This is a genomic window from Serratia sp. EWG9, from assembly GCF_019913725.1.
Classification (GTDB): Bacteria; Pseudomonadota; Gammaproteobacteria; order Enterobacterales; family Enterobacteriaceae; genus Serratia; species Serratia ureilytica.
The window spans coordinates 118,365-136,539 of the sequence record NZ_JADNRO010000005.1; the positions used below are offsets into that span (position 1 = coordinate 118,365).

Annotated in this window: 13 protein-coding genes and 1 pseudogene; 8 read left to right on the plus strand and 6 right to left on the minus strand. The window is 57.9% G+C overall.

Translation table 11 applies throughout. The features are described from left to right. Positions 1-38 precede the first annotated feature (38 nt). Entirely contained in the window at positions 39-509 is a 471-nt protein-coding gene (locus tag ITX55_RS13340) for a YkgB family protein (protein WP_004939115.1), read from the plus strand. 44 nt (positions 510-553) lie between these two features. On the opposite strand, the pseudogene ITX55_RS13345 reads toward ITX55_RS13340, so the two are convergent. Next, positions 554-2,592: pseudogene (locus tag ITX55_RS13345) on the minus strand (choline transporter). Between the two features lie 400 nt (positions 2,593-2,992). Here ITX55_RS13345 and betI point away from each other — a divergent pair. From betI to betA, 3 genes are all read left to right on the plus strand, one after another. Next, positions 2,993-3,595, plus strand: a complete 603-nt coding sequence (gene betI / locus ITX55_RS13350; RefSeq protein WP_033642409.1) for a transcriptional regulator BetI — start codon at positions 2,993-2,995, stop codon at positions 3,593-3,595. A gap of 14 nt (positions 3,596-3,609) precedes the next feature. Further along, entirely contained in the window at positions 3,610-5,082 is a 1,473-nt protein-coding gene (betB, locus tag ITX55_RS13355; RefSeq protein WP_016928486.1) for a betaine-aldehyde dehydrogenase, read from the plus strand. A gap of 137 nt (positions 5,083-5,219) precedes the next feature. Beyond that, positions 5,220-6,887 (plus strand): choline dehydrogenase, encoded by a 1,668-nt coding sequence (betA, locus tag ITX55_RS13360; RefSeq protein WP_004939099.1) that lies wholly within the window; start codon positions 5,220-5,222, stop codon positions 6,885-6,887. A 109-nt stretch (positions 6,888-6,996) separates the two neighbouring features. Here the strand turns inward: betA and ITX55_RS13365 are convergent, their stop codons facing one another. The 3 genes from ITX55_RS13365 to ITX55_RS13375 form a co-directional block, all read right to left on the minus strand. Beyond that, on the minus strand, positions 6,997-8,622 hold the full coding sequence (locus tag ITX55_RS13365; RefSeq protein ID WP_004939096.1) for an FMN-binding glutamate synthase family protein: 1,626 nt from the start codon (positions 8,620-8,622) through the stop codon (positions 6,997-6,999). A 184-nt stretch (positions 8,623-8,806) separates the two neighbouring features. Then, the gene (locus ITX55_RS13370; RefSeq protein ID WP_004939094.1) at positions 8,807-9,397 is read right to left on the minus strand and encodes a LuxR family transcriptional regulator; all 591 of its coding nucleotides are present in this window, start codon (positions 9,395-9,397) and stop codon (positions 8,807-8,809) included. A gap of 21 nt (positions 9,398-9,418) precedes the next feature. After that, entirely contained in the window at positions 9,419-10,135 is a 717-nt protein-coding gene (locus ITX55_RS13375; protein ID WP_016928483.1) for an EAL domain-containing protein, read from the minus strand. 514 nt (positions 10,136-10,649) lie between these two features. On the opposite strand from ITX55_RS13375, the gene ITX55_RS13380 reads away from it, so the two are divergent. Genes ITX55_RS13380 through ITX55_RS13395 form a run of 4 tightly spaced genes read left to right on the plus strand, consistent with a single transcriptional unit; the run spans position 10,650 to position 15,616 of the window. Continuing rightward, positions 10,650-11,192 carry a fimbrial protein gene (locus ITX55_RS13380; RefSeq protein ID WP_033647475.1) on the plus strand — a complete coding sequence of 181 codons (543 nt, stop codon included), beginning with the start codon at positions 10,650-10,652 and terminating at the stop codon, positions 11,190-11,192. Positions 11,193-11,240: 48 nt separating this feature from the next. After that, positions 11,241-11,927: a molecular chaperone gene (locus ITX55_RS13385; RefSeq protein WP_033650575.1), complete on the plus strand. Its 687-nt coding sequence runs from the start codon at positions 11,241-11,243 to the stop codon at positions 11,925-11,927. A 12-nt stretch (positions 11,928-11,939) separates the two neighbouring features. Beyond that, positions 11,940-14,534: a fimbria/pilus outer membrane usher protein gene (locus ITX55_RS13390; RefSeq protein WP_223085131.1), complete on the plus strand. Its 2,595-nt coding sequence runs from the start codon at positions 11,940-11,942 to the stop codon at positions 14,532-14,534. Positions 14,535-14,548: 14 nt separating this feature from the next. Then, the gene (locus tag ITX55_RS13395; protein WP_042785668.1) at positions 14,549-15,616 is read left to right on the plus strand and encodes a fimbrial protein; all 1,068 of its coding nucleotides are present in this window, start codon (positions 14,549-14,551) and stop codon (positions 15,614-15,616) included. Positions 15,617-15,690: 74 nt separating this feature from the next. Here the strand turns inward: ITX55_RS13395 and ITX55_RS13400 are convergent, their stop codons facing one another. Together ITX55_RS13400 and ITX55_RS13405 are read right to left on the minus strand one after the other, a co-directional pair. Then, positions 15,691-16,149, minus strand: coding sequence for a helix-turn-helix domain-containing protein (locus tag ITX55_RS13400; RefSeq protein WP_046686691.1), 459 nt, complete (start codon positions 16,147-16,149; stop codon positions 15,691-15,693). Between the two features lie 205 nt (positions 16,150-16,354). Further along, positions 16,355-17,935 carry a malate:quinone oxidoreductase gene (locus ITX55_RS13405; RefSeq protein ID WP_033642414.1) on the minus strand — a complete coding sequence of 527 codons (1,581 nt, stop codon included), beginning with the start codon at positions 17,933-17,935 and terminating at the stop codon, positions 16,355-16,357. Positions 17,936-18,175 lie beyond the last annotated feature (240 nt).

Here is an 18,175-nt window from a genome sequence, read left to right on the forward strand (position 1 = left end):
GCAAACCGCGGCGGCTGCGGGCAACATAAGGAGAGAGGATGATGTTGGCGACATGGCTGCGGCGCTTTCGGCGCTCGAACGGGGACGTTATTTTTATGCGCGCGGCGCTGGTGGTGATCTTCGCCGCCTTCGGCTACGCCAAATGGTTTGATTACGAGGCGCAGGGGCTGGTGCCGCTGATCGGCAACAGCCCGCTGCTGAGCTGGATGCATCAGGCGTTCGGCATTCGCGGCGCCAGTTATGCATTGGGCGTCGCTGAATGGAGCTTCGGTTTGCTGCTGCTGGCGGGGTTCTGGTCGCGGCGTCTGGGTTTGCTGGGGGCGATCGGATCGACGGTGACCTACCTGACCACGCTGACGCTGATCTTTTCCACGCCGGGCGCCTGGGAGCCCTCCGCCGGCGGTTTTCCCGCCATGGCCGGGGCCACCAGCTTTTTAATCAAGGATCTGGTGTTGCTGGCCGGCTCCCTGGTGCTGCTGAAGGCCGATTTGCCGGCCGAGCAGGCATAAAAAAGGGCGTAGCCTGGCTACGCCCTCTGGTTATTTCTCGGCCGTCACATATCCGGGAAGGTCAGGGTGCCCCCCGGCGCTTCGCGATGAATGTGCAGGAAGTTCAGGTGCTTCTCGTACTGGTCGAGAATATCGCCAATCACCTGTTCCTTGCTGTAGTCCATCAGGTCGTTGCCCTGGGTGCCTTCCATCAGGAAGTTTCCAGCCGGTAGTAGTGCGACTTGCCGGAGCGGGCGCGGTAGGTGAAGCCCGGCACCGAGTAGCGCATCGGCCAGATCTGATAGATAAAGTTCTGTTCCTCGCCCAGGTGCACCAGCAGCTCCAGGTGGTTCAGGCGTTCGTCCTCGGTCGGCGGCACTTCGCTGAACTCCACCTTCGCGCCGCGCAACTCCAGCTCGCGCGCCACGTCCTGCATCGCCGGGCGGCAAACCTTATCCAACATTTTCTGCGTGTACTGCGTGCCCGGGTAGTTCATCACCCGCGACAGACGCTGTTTCCAGTTGAGCACGTCGTGGCTGGAGACCGGCACCGGCGCCAGGGTGCTGAGCGCGCTGGCCTTGCGGTAGTCCTCCACCCGCAGCGACTTGTACAGCCCGGCCATCACGAAGAAGATCACGAAGCTGAACGGCAGGCCCATGATCACCGTGGTTTTCTGCAGCGCCGGCACGCCGTCGGTCATCAGCATGCCGATGGTCAGCAGGCCGATGGCCACCGACCAGAAAATCCGCAGCCAGTTCGGCGCATCATTATTGATGTCGGCCAGGCGCGAGGTGAAGTTACCCAACACCAGCGAGCCGGAGTCCGCCGAGGTGACGTAGAACAGCAGGCCGGTGATGGTGGCCACCGAGGCGCTGAAGGTGAAGCCGGGGTATTGCGCCAGCAGGCTGTAGAAGCCGCGCTCCGGGAACTGCATCACTTCCTGCGCGAACTCGGCGTTGCCGTGGATGATCTGGTACAGCGCGCTGTTGCCGAAGATAGACAGCCACAGCAGGGTAAACACGAACGGTATGATCAGCGTGCCGACCACGAACTGACGAATGGTGCGCCCGCGCGAGATGCGCGCCAGGAACAGGCCGACGAACGGCGACCACGCCACCCACCAGGCCCAGAAGAACAGCGTCCAGTTGTTCATCCACTCCACCGGCCGATCGAACGCGAAGCTGTTGAGCGTCATGCCCATAAAGCGGTTGACGTAATCGCCGACGTTAAGCACCAGCGCGTTGAGCAGGAACTCGGTGTCGCCGAAGAACAGAACGAACAGGATCAGGCCCAGCGCCAGCAGCACGTTCAGCTCGGACAGGATGCGGATGCCCTTGTTGACCCCCGAGGTGACCGAGATGGTGGCCATGATCACCGACAGCAGGATCAGCGAGCCCTGCACCGTCAGGTTTTCCGGGATCTCGAACAGCACCTTGAGGCCGTAGTTGAGCTGCACCACGCCAATGCCCAGCGTGGTGGCGATGCCGAAGATGGTGCCGAGCACCGCGGCGATGTCCACGCTATGGCCGATCGGGCCGTTGATGCGTTTACCAAAGATCGGGTACAGCGCCGAGCGAATGGTCAGCGGCAGATTGTAGCGATAGCTGAAGTAGCCGAGGGCGATGCCCATCAGCGCATACATCGACCAGCCGGTCAGGCCGTAGTGGAACAGCGTCCAGACCATCGCCTGGCGGGCGGCCTCCAGCGTTTGCGCGTCGCCTTCCGGCGGCATCATGTACTGGGTCACCGGCTCGGCGACCGAGAAGAACATCAAATCGATGCCGATGCCGGCGGCGAACAGCATCGCCGCCCAACTCATCAGGCTGAACTCCGGTTTGGACTGTTCCGGCCCGAGCTTGATGGCACCGAAGCGCGAGGCGGCGATAAACACCACGAACACGATGTACAGCGTCGCCGCCAGCAGGTAGTACCAACCGAAGGTGGTCGACACCCAATTCAGCGTGCGGGTGATCCACTGCCCGGAGAAGTCGGTGAAAAAGATGGTCATCAGCGAGAAGGCCAGGATCAGCCCCGCCGAGGTGAAGAAAACCACAGGGTTGAGGCGGTCCTGCTGCGGTTTGGAGGAGGTTTCGCGTGTTGTCATCGTCATCCTCTGAACTGAGTAAAATCGTGCCGCTCCGCATTCTGGGGCGCGTTGGCGCATCCGGAAAACGGGCGAATGAAGGCGGCGGCCATCCCCACGGGAATGGCCTGAACGATGCCGCTTTCGCCTGCTTATGAAGCACCGGAGCGCTTCGCGGCGGGAACCGCTTACAGCCACTGATTTTGGTCAGATTCGTTAATTACCTCACAAAAATCAGCCAGTTCCACAACCAGAAAATACATTTTTTTAACCAGGCGGCAATAAAATATATGCAATTTTTATTGAACGTTCAATCAAAAAAAAGTTTAATAGTCCTCATGATGACCTGAATCACGGGCGAAACGGCAGTGAAATTTGCCCGCTGAGATAAGGCCGAAGTCGGTTTTGTGAGAGTCGAAATATGCCAAAGGTAGGAATGCAGCCAATCAGAAGGCAGCAGTTGATTGATGCCACGCTCGCCGCGGTAAACGAAGTGGGAATGCATGACGCCACCATCGCGCAGATCGCGCGGCGGGCCGGCGTTTCCAACGGCATCATCAGCCATTATTTCAAGGATAAGAACGGCCTGCTGGAAGCCACGATGCGCTATCTGATCAGCCATCTGGGCGAGGCGGTGAAGCTGCGGCTGCAGGCGCTGACCGACAACAGCCCGGCGGCGCGGCTGCAGGCGATCGTCGCCGGCAACTTCGACGACAGCCAGATCAACAGCGCGGCGATGAAGACCTGGCTGGCCTTTTGGGCCAGCAGTCTGTACCAGCCGCAGCTCAACCGCTTGCAACAGGTGAACGGCCGTCGGCTCTATTCCAACCTGTGCGCCGAGTTTCGCCGCGTTATGCCGCAGCCGCAGGCGCGGTTGGCGGCCAAGGGGCTGGCGGCGCTGATCGATGGGCTGTGGCTGCGCAGCGCGCTGCGCGGCTCCGCGTTCAATCAGGCGCAGGCGCTGGCGCTCACGACCGAATACATCACGTTCCAACTCCGGGGGCAAACGCCGCCCGGAGGATAACTCAAGGAGATCCTATGTCCCGTTTTGGCTTGCAGAAGCTCTATATTCATGGCGCCTATGTAGACAGCACCGCTGGAAAAACCTTCAACGCCATTAACCCGGCGAACGGCGAAGTTCTGGCTGAAGTCCAGTCCGCCGGCGCTGAAGACGTCGATCGTGCGGTGGCCAGCGCGGCCAGCGGGCAGAAGGTGTGGGCGGCGATGACGGCGATGGCGCGTTCGCGCATCCTGCGTCGCGCGGTGGATATTCTGCGCGAGCGCAACGATGAACTGGCGGCGCTGGAAACGCTGGATACCGGCAAAGCGATGTCGGAAACCACCGCGGTGGATATCGTCACCGGCGCTGACGTGCTGGAGTACTACGCCGGCCTGATCCCGGCCATTGAAGGCGAGCAGATCCCGCTGCGCGATACCTCGTTCGTCTACACTCGCCGCGAGCCGCTGGGCGTGGTGGCCGGCATCGGCGCCTGGAACTACCCGATTCAAATCGCGCTGTGGAAGTCCGCACCGGCGCTGGCGGCGGGCAATGCGATGATCTTCAAGCCAAGCGAAGTCACGTCATTGACGGCGCTGAAGCTGGCGGAAATCTACACCGAAGCCGGCCTGCCGGACGGCGTGTTCAACGTGGTGACCGGCAGCGGCGCGGAGGTGGGGCAGTACCTGACCGACCATCCGGGCATCGCCAAAGTCTCTTTCACCGGCGGGGTGAAAACCGGCAAGAAGGTGATGGCCAACGCGTCGGGTTCGACGCTGAAGGAAGTCACCATGGAGTTGGGCGGCAAGTCGCCGCTGATTATCTTCGACGACGCCGATCTGGATCGCGCCGCCGATATCGCCATGATGGCCAATTTCTACAGTTCCGGCCAGGTGTGCACCAACGGCACCCGCGTCTTCGTGCCGGCGGCGCTGCAGGCGCAGTTTGAGGCGAAAATCCTCGAACGCGTGAAGCGCATTCGCCTCGGTGACCCGACCGATCCGCAAACCAACTTCGGGCCGCTGGTCAGCTTCGCGCACATGGAGTCGGTGCTGCGCTTTATCGAGAGCGGCAAAAACAGCGGCGCGCGCCTGCTGTGCGGCGGCGAACGCGTCACCCATGGCGAATTCGGCAAGGGCGCTTATGTGGCGCCGACGGTGTTCAGCGACTGCCGTGACGATATGGAAATCGTGCGCGAGGAGATCTTCGGGCCGGTGATGAGCATCCTCAGCTACCAGAGCGAAGAGGAAGTGGTGCGCCGCGCCAACGACACCACCTTCGGCCTGGCCGCGGGTGTGGTGACCCACGATCTGGCCCGCGCGCACCGCGTGATCCACCAGTTGGAAGCCGGCATTTGCTGGATCAACACCTGGGGCGAGTCGGCGGCGGAAATGCCGGTCGGCGGCTACAAGCAGTCCGGCGTCGGCCGCGAGAACGGCCTGACGACGCTGGAACACTACACCCAGATCAAATCGGTGCAGGTCGAGCTGGGCGAATACGCCTCGGTATTCTGATCTTCCCGTCGTCTTTCGAGCCGCAGCCGCGTTGGCTGCGGCCGACAATCTCTAGAGCGCCCAAATACACAGCCTGTTGCCGAGCCGCGCTTCGCGTCTTTGCCTGACCAGGCCTCTATAAAGTAAGGAGATAATGAATGGAATTTGACTACATCATTATCGGTGCCGGTTCAGCCGGCAACGTGTTAGCCACCCGATTGACCGAGGACGCCGACGTCAGCGTCCTGCTGCTGGAAGCCGGCGGCCCGGATTACCGGATGGATTTCCGTACCCAGATGCCGGCCGCGCTGGCGTTTCCGCTGCAGGGCCGCCGCTATAACTGGGCGTATGAAACCGATCCTGAGCCGCACATGAACAACCGCCGAATGGAATGCGGCCGCGGCAAAGGGCTGGGCGGTTCATCCCTGATCAACGGCATGTGTTACATTCGCGGCAACGCGATGGACTTCGACAACTGGGCCAAGGCGCCGGGTCTGGAAGACTGGACCTATCTGGACTGCCTGCCGTATTTCCGCAAGGCGGAAACGCGCGATATCGGCCCGAACGATTACCACGGCGGCGATGGCCCGGTGAGCGTCACCACGCCGAAGGCCGGTAACAACGAACTGTTCCACGCCATGGTGGAAGCCGGCGTGCAGGCGGGCTATCCGCGCACCGACGATCTGAACGGCTATCAGCAGGAAGGGTTCGGCCCGATGGACCGCACCGTGACGCCGAAAGGGCGCCGCGCCAGCACCGCCCGCGGTTATCTGGATCAGGCCCGTTCACGGCCGAACCTGAAGATCGTTACCCATGCGCTGACCGACCACATCGTGTTCGACGGCAAGCGCGCAGTGGGCGTTAACTATCTGCAGGGCGACAGCAATCAGCTGACCCATGCCAAAGCGCGCCGCGAAGTGCTGCTGTGCGCCGGCGCCATCGCCTCGCCGCAAATTCTGCAGCGTTCGGGCGTCGGCCCGGCGGCGCTGCTGAAAAGTCTGGACATCAACGTGGTGCACGATCTGCCGGGGGTGGGGGAAAACCTGCAGGACCACCTGGAGATGTATCTGCAGTACGCCTGTAAGAAACCGGTGTCGCTGTACCCGGCGTTGCAATGGTTCAATCAGCCGAAAATCGGCGCGGAATGGCTGTTCAACGGCACCGGCGTCGGCGCCAGCAACCAGTTCGAGGCCGGCGGTTTCATCCGCAGCCGTGCAGAGTTTGCCTGGCCGAACATTCAGTATCACTTCCTGCCGGTGGCGATTAACTATAACGGCAGCAACGCGGTGAAAGAGCATGGCTTCCAGGCCCACGTCGGTTCGATGCGTTCGCCGAGCCGCGGCCGAGTGCAGGTGAAGTCGAAGGATCCGCGCCAGCACCCGAGCATTCTGTTCAACTACATGTCGACCGAACAGGATTGGCAGGAGTTCCGCGATGCTATCCGCATCACGCGCGAAATCATGGCGCAGCCTGCCCTGGACGAATACCGCGGCCGCGAGATCAGCCCAGGGCCGGAGGTGCAGACCGACGAGCAGCTGGACGCCTTCGTGCGCGAGCACGCCGAAACCGCCTTCCACCCGTCCTGCTCGTGCAAGATGGGCGAAGACGAGATGGCGGTGGTCGACGGCCAGGGCCGGGTGCACGGCATGGAAGGATTGCGGGTGGTGGATGCGTCGATTATGCCGCTGATCATTACCGGCAACCTGAACGCCACCACCATCATGATCGCCGAAAAGATCGCCGACCGCATTCGCCAGCGCGCGCCGTTGCCGCGCAGCACCGCCGACTACTACGTCGCCGGCGATGCGCCGGTGCGCAAGCAGTAACCGACACGCCCTCTCGCCGTTGAGGGGGAGGGCCGCCGTAGCAAGCAACCCCTCTCCATATGCTCTTCCCCAAGGCGAGGGGGCAACTCTCTTTTTATTCCTTATCCCATCATGCCGCCGGCAGCGAGATCGCCTGATCGAAACTGTTGGGCGTCGCCATGCGCCACATGCGGGCGTAGAACTCGCTTTTGATCTCCGGCTGCAGCAGCGCGCCCGGCTCCAGGTAGTAATAGATATCGGCGTATACCTTGATCTCGGTCGGCGTGATGCGGCGCAGCATATGGTGCGAGGTCAGCTGCTCCGGGCGGCTGACGCCGGCCGCCGCCAGCATGTCCGCCAGCGCTTTCACCGTATTTTGATGGAAGTGATAGACGCGCTCCGCCTTGTTCGGCACCACCAACGCCTTCTGACGCAGCGGATCTTGCGTCGCGACGCCGGTCGGGCAGTGGTTGGTGTGGCAGCTTTGCGACTGGATGCAGCCGACGGCGAACATAAAGCCGCGCGCCGAATTCACCCAGTCGGCGCCGAGCACCAGCACGCTGGCGATGTCAAAGGCGCTGATGATCTTACCGCTGGCGCCAATCTTGATTTGGTCGCGCAGGCCGCAGCCCACTAGCGTGTTATGCACGAACAGCAGCCCTTCGCGCAGCGGCATGCCCATATAGTTGGAGAGTTCGAGCGGGGCGGCGCCGGTGCCGCCTTCCTTGCCGTCCACCACGATGAAGTCCGGCAGAATGCGGGTGTGCAGCATCGCCTTGACGATGGCGACGAACTCCCACGGGTGGCCGATGCACAGCTTGAAACCGACCGGTTTGCCGCCTGACAGCTCGCGCAGCTGCTGGATGAACTGCATCATTTCCAGCGGGGTGGTAAAGGCGCTGTGCGAGGCCGGCGAGATGCAATCCACGCCTTCCGGCACGCCGCGGGTGGCGGCGATTTCCGCATCCACTTTTTTCGCCGGCAGAATGCCGCCGTGGCCCGGTTTGGCGCCCTGGCTGAGCTTGATTTCAATCATTTTCACCTGCGGGCTTTGCGCCTGTTCGGCAAAGCGGCGTGGATCGAAATGGCCGTCGGCGGTACGGCAGCCGAAATAGCCGCTGCCCAGCTCCCACACCAGATCGCCGTTGTTTTCGCGGTGATAGCGGCTGATGCTGCCCTCACCGGTGTCGTGGTAGAAATTGCCTTTGGCCGCGCCGAGGTTGAGCGCGCGGATGGCGTTGGCGGAGAGCGCGCCGAAGCTCATCGCCGAAATGTTGAAGATTGACGCGGAGTAGGGCTGGCGGCAGTCGGCGCCGCCGATGGTGATGCGAAAACTGGTGGGATCGGCGGCTTCCACCGGCCGCATCGAGTGGCCGATGCATTCATAACCGGTTTGGTACACGTCCAGCAGGGTGCCGAACGGCTTGTCGCCCATCTCGTTTTTCGCCCGGCGATACACCAGCGTGCGCTGGGTGCGGGAGAACGGGATCTCTTCATTATCCTGCTCGAGGAAATACTGGCGCAGTTCCGGGCGGATGAACTCGAAGAAGAAGCGCAGGCGGCCGATGATCGGGTAGTTGCGGCAAATGGCGTGGCGCTGCTGCGTGAGATCGTAGATACCCAGCACCATCAGGCAACCGCAGGCCAGGGCCGGCAGCCAGAACCACGGATGGTTGTGCATCATGATCAAGAAAACCAGGGTGAGCAAGATGCTCAGCACAAAGCAGGTATAGCGGCTGAATAAGGACGACTTCATAACATCTCCTGATGTTTATTTTTAATCCACACGACATGACTCACGGATAATCCGTGTGCAAATCGTAGCCAACAGGAGAGGATGTTGTGTGTCTGTTGCTGCTTTGTCGCCGGTTGTTACATTAATTTAACTCGGCGAGGGGGCGGGTTGCCGCGCGGCGTACCGCGCAACAAACCAGGGCGTGTTATTTGCCGGCGACGAAGATGGTGCTCATGCTGCGCAGCCGCAGCTTTTTCATCGCGCTGTATTTCTGCGAGAAGATGGTTTTCGGGTGCGTGCCGCGTTTTTCCGCGATATGCAGCAGGCTGTCGCCGCGCAGCAGATTGAAGATCACGTCGCTTTCCGCCGGGCTGAGCTCGCGGGTTTTCTGTACCCGGATACCGCCCGGCTCTTTGCTTTCCAGCAGCCGCTGGATTTTTTCCTGCAGCGAATAAAGCGGAATGCGGGTGGAGACCAACTCGACGGAAATCCCCAGGATCGACAGCAGTTTCACCACGCGCTCGTCGTCATAGAACACCAACAGGCGCGTTTTACTGTTGTACTGCTGGTGCAGGGACACCAGGCTTTCGATCACGTTGACGCTCTGCTCCAGGTTTTGCGAGGTGAAAATCAGCGCGATATCGTGCTTGGTGATCTTTTCCGCTTTGGCGCCGCCGTGCATGAAATCGGAAAACAGGCGGATATCGTACGCGCCGTAGTGTTTCTTCAGCAGCACCGACAGGCCAACATAGCTGTACTTACACTCACTAATCACAAGAACGTTGTTTTTAGACATAGGGCAAACACCAATACCGAGTTAAAAGTATTCAGCTGTAAGAAGCGAGTTCAAATCCTTGATGCTGGATTCCTTCCACAGCTTTCCCTGCAGTGCGTAATATGGCATTTCATCCAGCCATTTCTTGTGTTCGGGAGTTTCAACTCCTTCGATAATTACCTTGTAATGATTAAGGTAAAAGAAGCGCAGTAACGCGCGCATCAAGCCCTCGCCGCCGGACTTTTTCATAAAGTCCCAAAGCAGAAAACGATCGAGCTTAACGAAGCGGAACTGGCTGTTGTACAACGCGGAAAAACCCGCATAGCCAGAACCAAAATCATCGAGCCAAAATGAATAACTATTCAATGACGGATCGCCGTGCACGCGATCTTTCACCAGCCGGGTTGAATTCTCGCTGATCTCAAAATGAATACAGCGCAGGGCATTAATTCTTTCGGCAAAGTGAGTATTCGCCAGCGATTGCAGGGAATAATCGTCAACATTCAAAGTGGCTATCACTTGGTTTTCATGAAACCAGTGTTTGTATTTATCGATCAGATTGATCTGATCCATCAAAATCTCAATCCGGGTAGCGCTGTCGGCATGGCGAAAGAACTGTTCAGGAGAAAAATGGGCATATTCGCTATTAAACGTAAAGCGAGACAGGCATTCAACGGCCAGCAATTGTCCCGATTTCGCGAACATTGGCTGGAAAACATAATTAATGCCGTTATTTTTCTCTCTGAAAGAACCGCTCATTTCCCAATCCTTGGATTGATATTTAACTTGTTGATTTTAAATGATTAAAAAGAAAGTTACTCCGTATTTATTGGTAAATTTCTTATTTAAAGCGTCAGGATGGCCGAAACGTGTCGACAGACCATTTAACGCGGAATTCGTGCCAAAGTCCAAACGTCGCAATCTGTTACTAAATGTAAATATTCGGGATAATATTCTGATTTTCAGGCCTTAACGCAAAATGTTGAACTCTGCAGCTTTCCCAAACACAGATTATTCCTATTCATATGAATCGTCAACATCGATCGATAGGTATCCGCCGATAGTTTATTCCTATCAAGAGGGGGCTTATGAATGTTTTAAACGATTTAACATTAAGAATATGCTTAGTCTATATTTCGTCCGGCAATGAGTTCATCGAGGCAACGCTCCTTTTCAGCAAGGGAGTGCTATCGCTGAGTGTATGCTCAGTGGCGGCAATATATATATAAGCCCGCCACTGAATCGATTATTTTATTGTTCTATGGAGCTGGAAATGAAAAAAGTATTATTGCCTTTGGCTGCCCTGGTATTGTCTGCAACTGCTTCCAACGCAATGGCAGCAAACGGCACTGTTAAATTCACCGGTGAAATCAAACAGTCTACCTGCCAGGTAACTAGCGATACTCAAAATAAAGAAGTTTACCTGGGTACTTACCCAACTTCTGCTTTCCCAACTGTGGGTTCTAAATCCGCTTCTAAAGCTTTCCAGATCTCTCTGGAAAAATGTGATGCCGGCGATTACAGCCTGCGCTTCGACGGTAACACCGTTGCCGGCAACCCAGACCTGCTGTCCGTAAGCAACGTTGGCGGCACCGGCGCTGCAGCTACCGGCGTGGGTATCGAAATCACCGATAACAACGGCAAGCCATTCGCTATCGGCGACGGTTCCAACATCAACGACGACGTAGCGAAAGTCACCATCGCTGCTGACGGTAAAGCGACCTTCAACCTGCAGGCTCGTTACCGTTCATTCGATAGCAACGTAACTGCAGGTCTGGCTAACGCCACCAGCCCGTTCACTATCGAATACAAATAATCGTCTTTCAGGACACATACGGCCAAGGATGGCCCATAGAGGAAACCGATGAAAAAGTTCTTTGCTGCTCTGCTGATGCTGGGCACCTTTAACAGCTACGCCGGTATCCAGGTAGATGCCACTCGCGTGATCTATAAAGGCGATGACAAATCCGCCTCTCTGCCCATTCATAACGATGCTTCAGAAGCTTATATGGTGCAGACCTGGCTGGACACCGGCGATAGAAACCAAGTGCCGAAAAATCTGCCTGTCGTTGTCGTTCCACCGATTCTGAAATTGGACGCTGCCAAAACCGCGGTTTTGCGCTTTATCTATTCCGGTAATGGCTTACCTCAGGATAAAGAAACCCTGCTGTGGATTAACGTGCAGGAAATTCCACCGGCGCCGAAGCAAGAAAACGTGCTGCAGGTTGCGGTGCGTACCCGAATCAAACTTTTTTACCGGCCGGTGGCGTTGAAAACGACGCTGGACGAGCAAGTACAAAACTTGCGTTGGCAGCGTGAAGGTTCACGCCTGCAAGTGATTAACGATGGCCCGCTGCATATTACCTTTGGGGCGCTGCATTTGAAAAACAGCGCGGGCAAGACCGTGGATGTGGACGCCAACATGGTGAGCCCGAAAGATCGCTTATCGATCAACATCCCGGCGGGCGTCAGCGTCGGCAACAAGATTGCTTTCAGTTATATCAACGATTTTGGCGGTAGAACGGAAGTCAAGGACGTTCCAGTACAATAAGAGAGACAGGGAATGGCAAATCAACGAAAAGTAGCAGGCGGAACGACGCGGCTGACGCAGCTGATCCGTATTGCAATCATTGCCGCCAGCGCGCCGATGTTATGGAGTGAAACGGCGCTGGCAGAGTTTAACATGTCGTTTATTCACGGCGATGAAAACCTGAGTAACGCGGAAGCGGTCGCTCAGGGCGATGCTTTGCAACCGGGCGTTTACCCATTCGACATCTACGTCAACCTGACTCAGGTCGATCACAAAGATGTTACTTTTCGTCAGGTTAAAGGCCAGACCGCGTCTCAACCTTGCCTGAAAGTTGAAGACCTGCGCAACTACGGCATCAAACTGCCGGAAACGCTGCAGGCCGGCAGCTGCGTTGATCTGCCTGCGTTGGTTAAAGACGCCACCGTCAGCTATGACGCGGCGGTGCAGCAGATCAACATCTCCGTACCGCAGACCATGATGGATCTGGGCGCCATTGGCGCGATCCCGCCAAGCATGTACGATGAAGGCATCAACGCGCTGTTCGCCAACTATAACTTCAACTACAACAAGAACAGCTATCGCAAAGATGACGCCGACGACAGCGAGTACATGTTCCTCGCGTTGAACAGTGGCCTCAACCTGGGCAGATGGCGCCTGCGCAACAACTCCACCTGGGACAAACAGAGTGGCAGCAGCAGCAACTGGACCAACGTCTCTTCCTGGGCCGAGACCGACATCGTGCCATGGCGCAGCCGTTTGGTGATGGGGCAGGCGAGCACCAACAACAGCGTGTTCAACAGCTTCCAGTTCCGCGGGGTACAACTCTCTAGCGTTGACGACATGCTGCCGGACAGCCTGCGCGGTTATGCGCCGGTAGTGCGCGGCGTGGCGGCGACCAACGCCCGCGTCGAGATCCGCCAGAACGGTTACGTCATCTATAGCACCAACGTCGCGCCGGGTCCGTTCGAGATCCACGACGTCTACCCGCATACCAATAACGGTGACCTGCAGGTGACCGTGAACGAGGCCGACGGTTCGCATAAAACGTTCAGCGTCGCCTACTCCTCCGTGGCCAACATGCTGCGCGAAGGTATTTGGAACTTCCAGCTGACCGCCGGTAAATACCACAACGGTAACGGCGGCTATCAGCCGAAGCTGATTCAGGGCACGGCGGCATACGGCATGAACTATGGCCTGACGCCGTTCGGTGGCGCCATCATCGCCGAGCACTACCGTTCCGCTGCCGTGGGTATCGGTAAGAGTCTGGGCTCATGGGGCGCCATCTCCGTAGACGGTTCGATCTCCGATACCGAGCTGGCGAACGGCGATCGCAAACAGGGCCAGAGCTTCCGTTTCCTGTACTCCAAGTCGCTCAACCAGATGGGCACCAACTTCCAGTTGGCGGGCTATCGCTATGCGACGTCCGGTTACTATGATCTCAGCGATGCGGTCCAGGAACGCAACAGCTGGCGCAACGGCATTTATGCCAATGATTACTGGGATCCAAACGATCTGCAGCCGGGCCAGCCTTCCTGGAGCAACAACCAGAAACGCACCCGATACACCGCGCGCTACGGCAACAAGCGCGAACGCGTCGAGCTGTCGCTCAGCCAGCAGCTGTGGGCGGGGGCCAGCCTGTACGCCAACGTCAGCCACCAGAACTACTGGGGCGTGTCCGGTAACGATCGCACGATTCAACTGGGTTACAACGACGGCTTCAAACGTATTTCCTACGGCGTGTATCTGCAGGATACGCGCGGCCAGTACGGTTATTCCGATCGCAGCGTGAACTTCACGATGTCGATCCCGTTGGATTGGGGCCAGAGCAACAACTCGACCACCGCCAACTTCAGCGCGGCGCACAGCAAACAGAGCGGCGACAGCTACTCGACCGGCATCAGCGGCACCATGCTGGATGACCGTCGCATGAACTACTCGGTTTCCACCGGACATACGCAGTCCTCCGGTCAGAGCAGCAACCTGAACCTGGGCTACAGCAGCAGCATCGGTAACATCGACGGTAGCTATGCCTACAGTTCGAAATACCGCCAGGAAGGGCTGGGCCTCTCCGGTGGTCTGCTGGTGCACTCCGGAGGCGCGACTCTGACTCAGCCGTTGCAGAACACTATTTTGCTGGTGGAGGCGAAAGACGCCAAAGGCGTGCGTCTGGAAAACCAGCCGGGCGTGACCATCGACCGCTTCGGTTACGCGGTGGTGCCGTCGGCCAACCCGTACCGCTACAACTATGTGGCGCTGCGCACCGAAGATTTCGGCCCGGGGCTGGATGTGCCGGTGGCCAGTAAGCAAGTGGTGCCGACCGAGAAATCGGTGGTGAAGGTGAGCTTCGATACCTTCAAGGGCGTCAGCCTGCTGATTCACGCTCGTCTGGGTGACAACGGTTATCCGGCCATCGGCGCCGGCGTGTTCAACGAGTCCGGCCGCAACAGCGGCACCGTGGGCCTGGAAGGCGCAACCTATGTTTCCGGCGTGAAAGCGGGTGAGAAACTGACGATCAAATGGGGCCCGAAAGCCGATCAGCAATGCGTGCTGCCGATTCCGGCGGACGTGGGCGACAAACAAGCGGCCATGGGATATCAGGAACTGACCCTGCAATGCCAAAAACTGTAAGGTACACCATGAACTTGAGCAAATTAGCACGTAATACACTTCTGTCGGTGGTGGGGCTGGCGGGGTTGGCGATGGCGCAACAGGCGGCGGCGATGCAATGCCGCTTCGGCAACTCGACCGGCAGTAGCAGACCAACCGGCAGCGTGACGCAGGATATTGACGTCGGCCGCCCGATCGTGCTTGCCGCCAGCGACTTCGTCAAAGGCAACCTGATTTGGCGTTCGCAGAACTTTACCTCGACCTTTACCTGTTGGGATACCGATAACTACCCGCGCGGTGAGAACGCTTATATCTATTGGAACCCGCAGAACTCCTTTGGCGCCCTGGATAAGTCGTTGGAAATCGGGGTTTCGATCAACGGGCGTGATTATGATGCGATCAACCTGAAGCAAAGTTCCAACCGGCCGACGGGCCCTGATTTGGGGCCGGGTACCAAACCGGGTAGTAACAGAAGAAAAGCCGATCCTCAGGCGGTGACTGCCACCTATTCGGTGTATATCAAAGCCACCGGGGTAAAACCGCCTGCGGGTAACTTCCCGCCGCTGGCGCGTGCTTCGCTATTCCAGATCGATGGTGAGTTGGGGCTGAACGCCACCAAAGACAGTAACTTTAACGCCTACATCAAGGGGCTGGACAAGATCCGCGTGATCCAGTGCAACCCGCAGATCACCGTATTGGCCAACAACGGCGCCAGCGTCGATTTCGGCGTGCTAACCAGCTCCAGCGCCAAAACCGGCACCATCGCCAAGCAGGTGCCGTTCGATATCAAGGCTACCTTGAGCGGCGGCGAATGTGCCGGTCAATCTCTGCAGGCCAGTTTCAGCAGTACCAACGCGGATCCGAATGATAATACGCAGATCCTGCCAACCACCCAACCGGGCGTGGCGATCTTCCTGACGCAGCAGCGCGACACCAGTAAAAAACCGATCCCACTGCAAACCAACGTGGATTTCGGCGGTGTGCTGCAGGATAAGCAGAACGAAGTGAAAGAGACCTTTATCGCGAACCTGAAGTGGTTGACCAATACGCCGAAGACCGGGGTGTTCAACGCCACTGCCAACGTCGACGTCACCTTCAAATAATTCGGTGTCTCGTCAATAAAGAAAGGGTTCAGTTCTCGCGAACTGAACCCTTTTTTGTGCCTTTACCATGAGGATTAACGCAGCCCCATCCAGCTGGTGCATACGCCTTCCGGCAGTTTGCCGGCAAACCAGCGCGGTAAGGCGGGGGCGTCGCGGTGTTGCTCAGTCTGCGTCTGCGCCGGCTGCGCCGGCCACTCCGCGACGTCCCAGCGGGTGGTGCGGCGATACACCGCCGGGGTCTTGCCGAACTGTTTCTTGAAGGCGCGCGAGAACGACGGCTGAGAATCGAAGTGGTATTGCAGGGCGATATCCAGGATCGGGCGTGGGGTGGAGCGCAGCGCCTGCGCCGCCTGCGACAGGCGCCGCTCGCGGATATAGCTGCCGAGTGCGTGGCCGGTGGTGCTGCGGAACATGCGCTGCAGGTGCCATTTGGAGTAGCCTGACTTGGCGGCGACGTTATCCAGCAGCAGCGGTTGGTCCAGATGAGTTTCAATCCAGTCTAGTAAATCGTGAATGATATTGACGCGATCCATGGTTTTAGTTCTCCCGCAAAAACGACATTCAGGTCACAGTGACTTAGCTTAATTATCCAAGAATATACTTTGATAATAGGCGTGACTACGCCGTTACGCAAGGGTAAACCGGGGGTAAATAGGTGGCCAAAAATGCTCTTTGAGCGGCAGGGGTATAGAAAAAAGGCCGCATAAAGCGGCCTTGTCAGCAGGAAACCACGGGGAATCAGTTAGTTTCCGGTTTCACTTCAATGTAGTTCAGACCCAGCACGCTGCTGGTGTAACCGCGGATCTTGTTGGTCATCTCGATATCGCCGTTCAGCTTGTGGCCGTAAGACGGGATGATCTCTTTCAGCTTGCTCTGCCATTCCGGCGTCGCCACTTTGTCTTTGAACACGGTTTCCATCAGATGCAGCATGATTGGCGCAGCGGTAGAGGCGCCCGGCGAAGCACCCAGCAGAGCGGCGATGCTGCCGTCTTCAGAACTGACGACTTCGGTGCCGAACTGCAGCACGCCGCCTTTATCCGCGTCTTTCTTGATGATCTGCACGCGTTGGCCTGCGGTCCACAGCTTCCAGTCTTCCTGCTTGGCGTCCGGGAAGTACTCTTTCAGCGCGGCGAAGCGATCGTCGTCGTTCATCATCAGCTGGCCGACCAGGTATTTCACCAGATCGAAGTTATCCAGACCGACGTGGGTCATTGGCATCAGGTTCGAGGTGCTCAGCGAGTGCATCAGATCGAACAGCGAACCGTTCTTCAGGAACTTGCTGGAGAAGGTGGCGAACGGCCCGAACAGCAGCACGCGCTTGCCGTCCAGCATGCGGGTATCCAGGTGCGGCACGGACATCGGCGGTGAACCTACGCTGGCCAGGCCATACACTTTGGCCAGGTGCTGGTTGGCGATCTCCGGGTTGGTGGTGACCAGGAACTGGCCGCCGACCGGGAAGCCGCCGTAGCCGTCGGCTTCAGGGATGCCGGATTTCTGCAGCAGGGTCAGGGACGCGCCGCCTGCGCCGATGAACACGAACTTGGCGTTAACGGTGGTTTCTTTGCCGTCGCGGTTCAGATCGGCAACGGTCACGCTCCAGGTCTGGTCGGCGTTGCGCTTGATGTCGCGCACTTCGTGGCTCAGGTTCAGCTTGAACTTGTCGCTGGCGCTCAGCGCGTCAACCAGCTGGTGGGTGATCACGCCGAAGTTGACGTCGGTACCCAGCGGCATGCGGGTCGCGGCGATTTTCTGCGCCGGATCGCGGCCGTTCATCACCAGTGGCGCCCACTGCTTGATCTGCGCAGGATCTTCGGAGTATTCCATGCCGCGGAACAGGGTGCTGTGCTGCAGCGCCGCATAGCGTTTACGCAGGAAGTTGACGTTGTCGTCGCCCCACACGAAGCTCATGTGCGGCACGCTGTTAATGAAAGATTTCGGATCTTTCAGGACATTGTTTTTCACCTGATAAGACCAGAACTGGCGAGAGATTTCGAAAGACTCGTTGACCTTCACCGCCTTGCTGATGTCGATGGTGCCATCGGCTTTTTCCGGCGTGTAGTTCATTTCGCTGAAGGCGGAGTGCCCGGTACCGGCGTTGTTCCAGCCGTTGGAACTCTCTTCCGCTACGCCGTTCATGCGCTCGTACATGTCGATGGTCCAGGTCGGCTCCAGCTCATGCAGATAGGTACCCAAGGTGGCGCTCATGATGCCGCCGCCGATCAGAACCACGTCGACGGTTTTATTCTTCTCTTCAGCCGCCGCCTGTTGCGTAACGCCAAACAGGCTGAGACTGAAAATCAGGACGAGTAATTTTCTCATTGAATTAAATCTCTTGTGTGTAAATTCTACTCATTGCAGGTGAAAGAATTTAGCGGGAGTTACCCTGGAAATAATGAAGCCGACCGCCCGGCGAAAGCCGATAGGCAGCAATAATGCCTTTTTGTTAATAGGGTTTTTAACGAAAAGTGAACTATTGCAGGCCGTCCGGATGCAAATTGATCGGTTCACGTTACTGGCGGGGTATTATTGTTTGCGAGAATGTTAAAAACTACTTTTGTA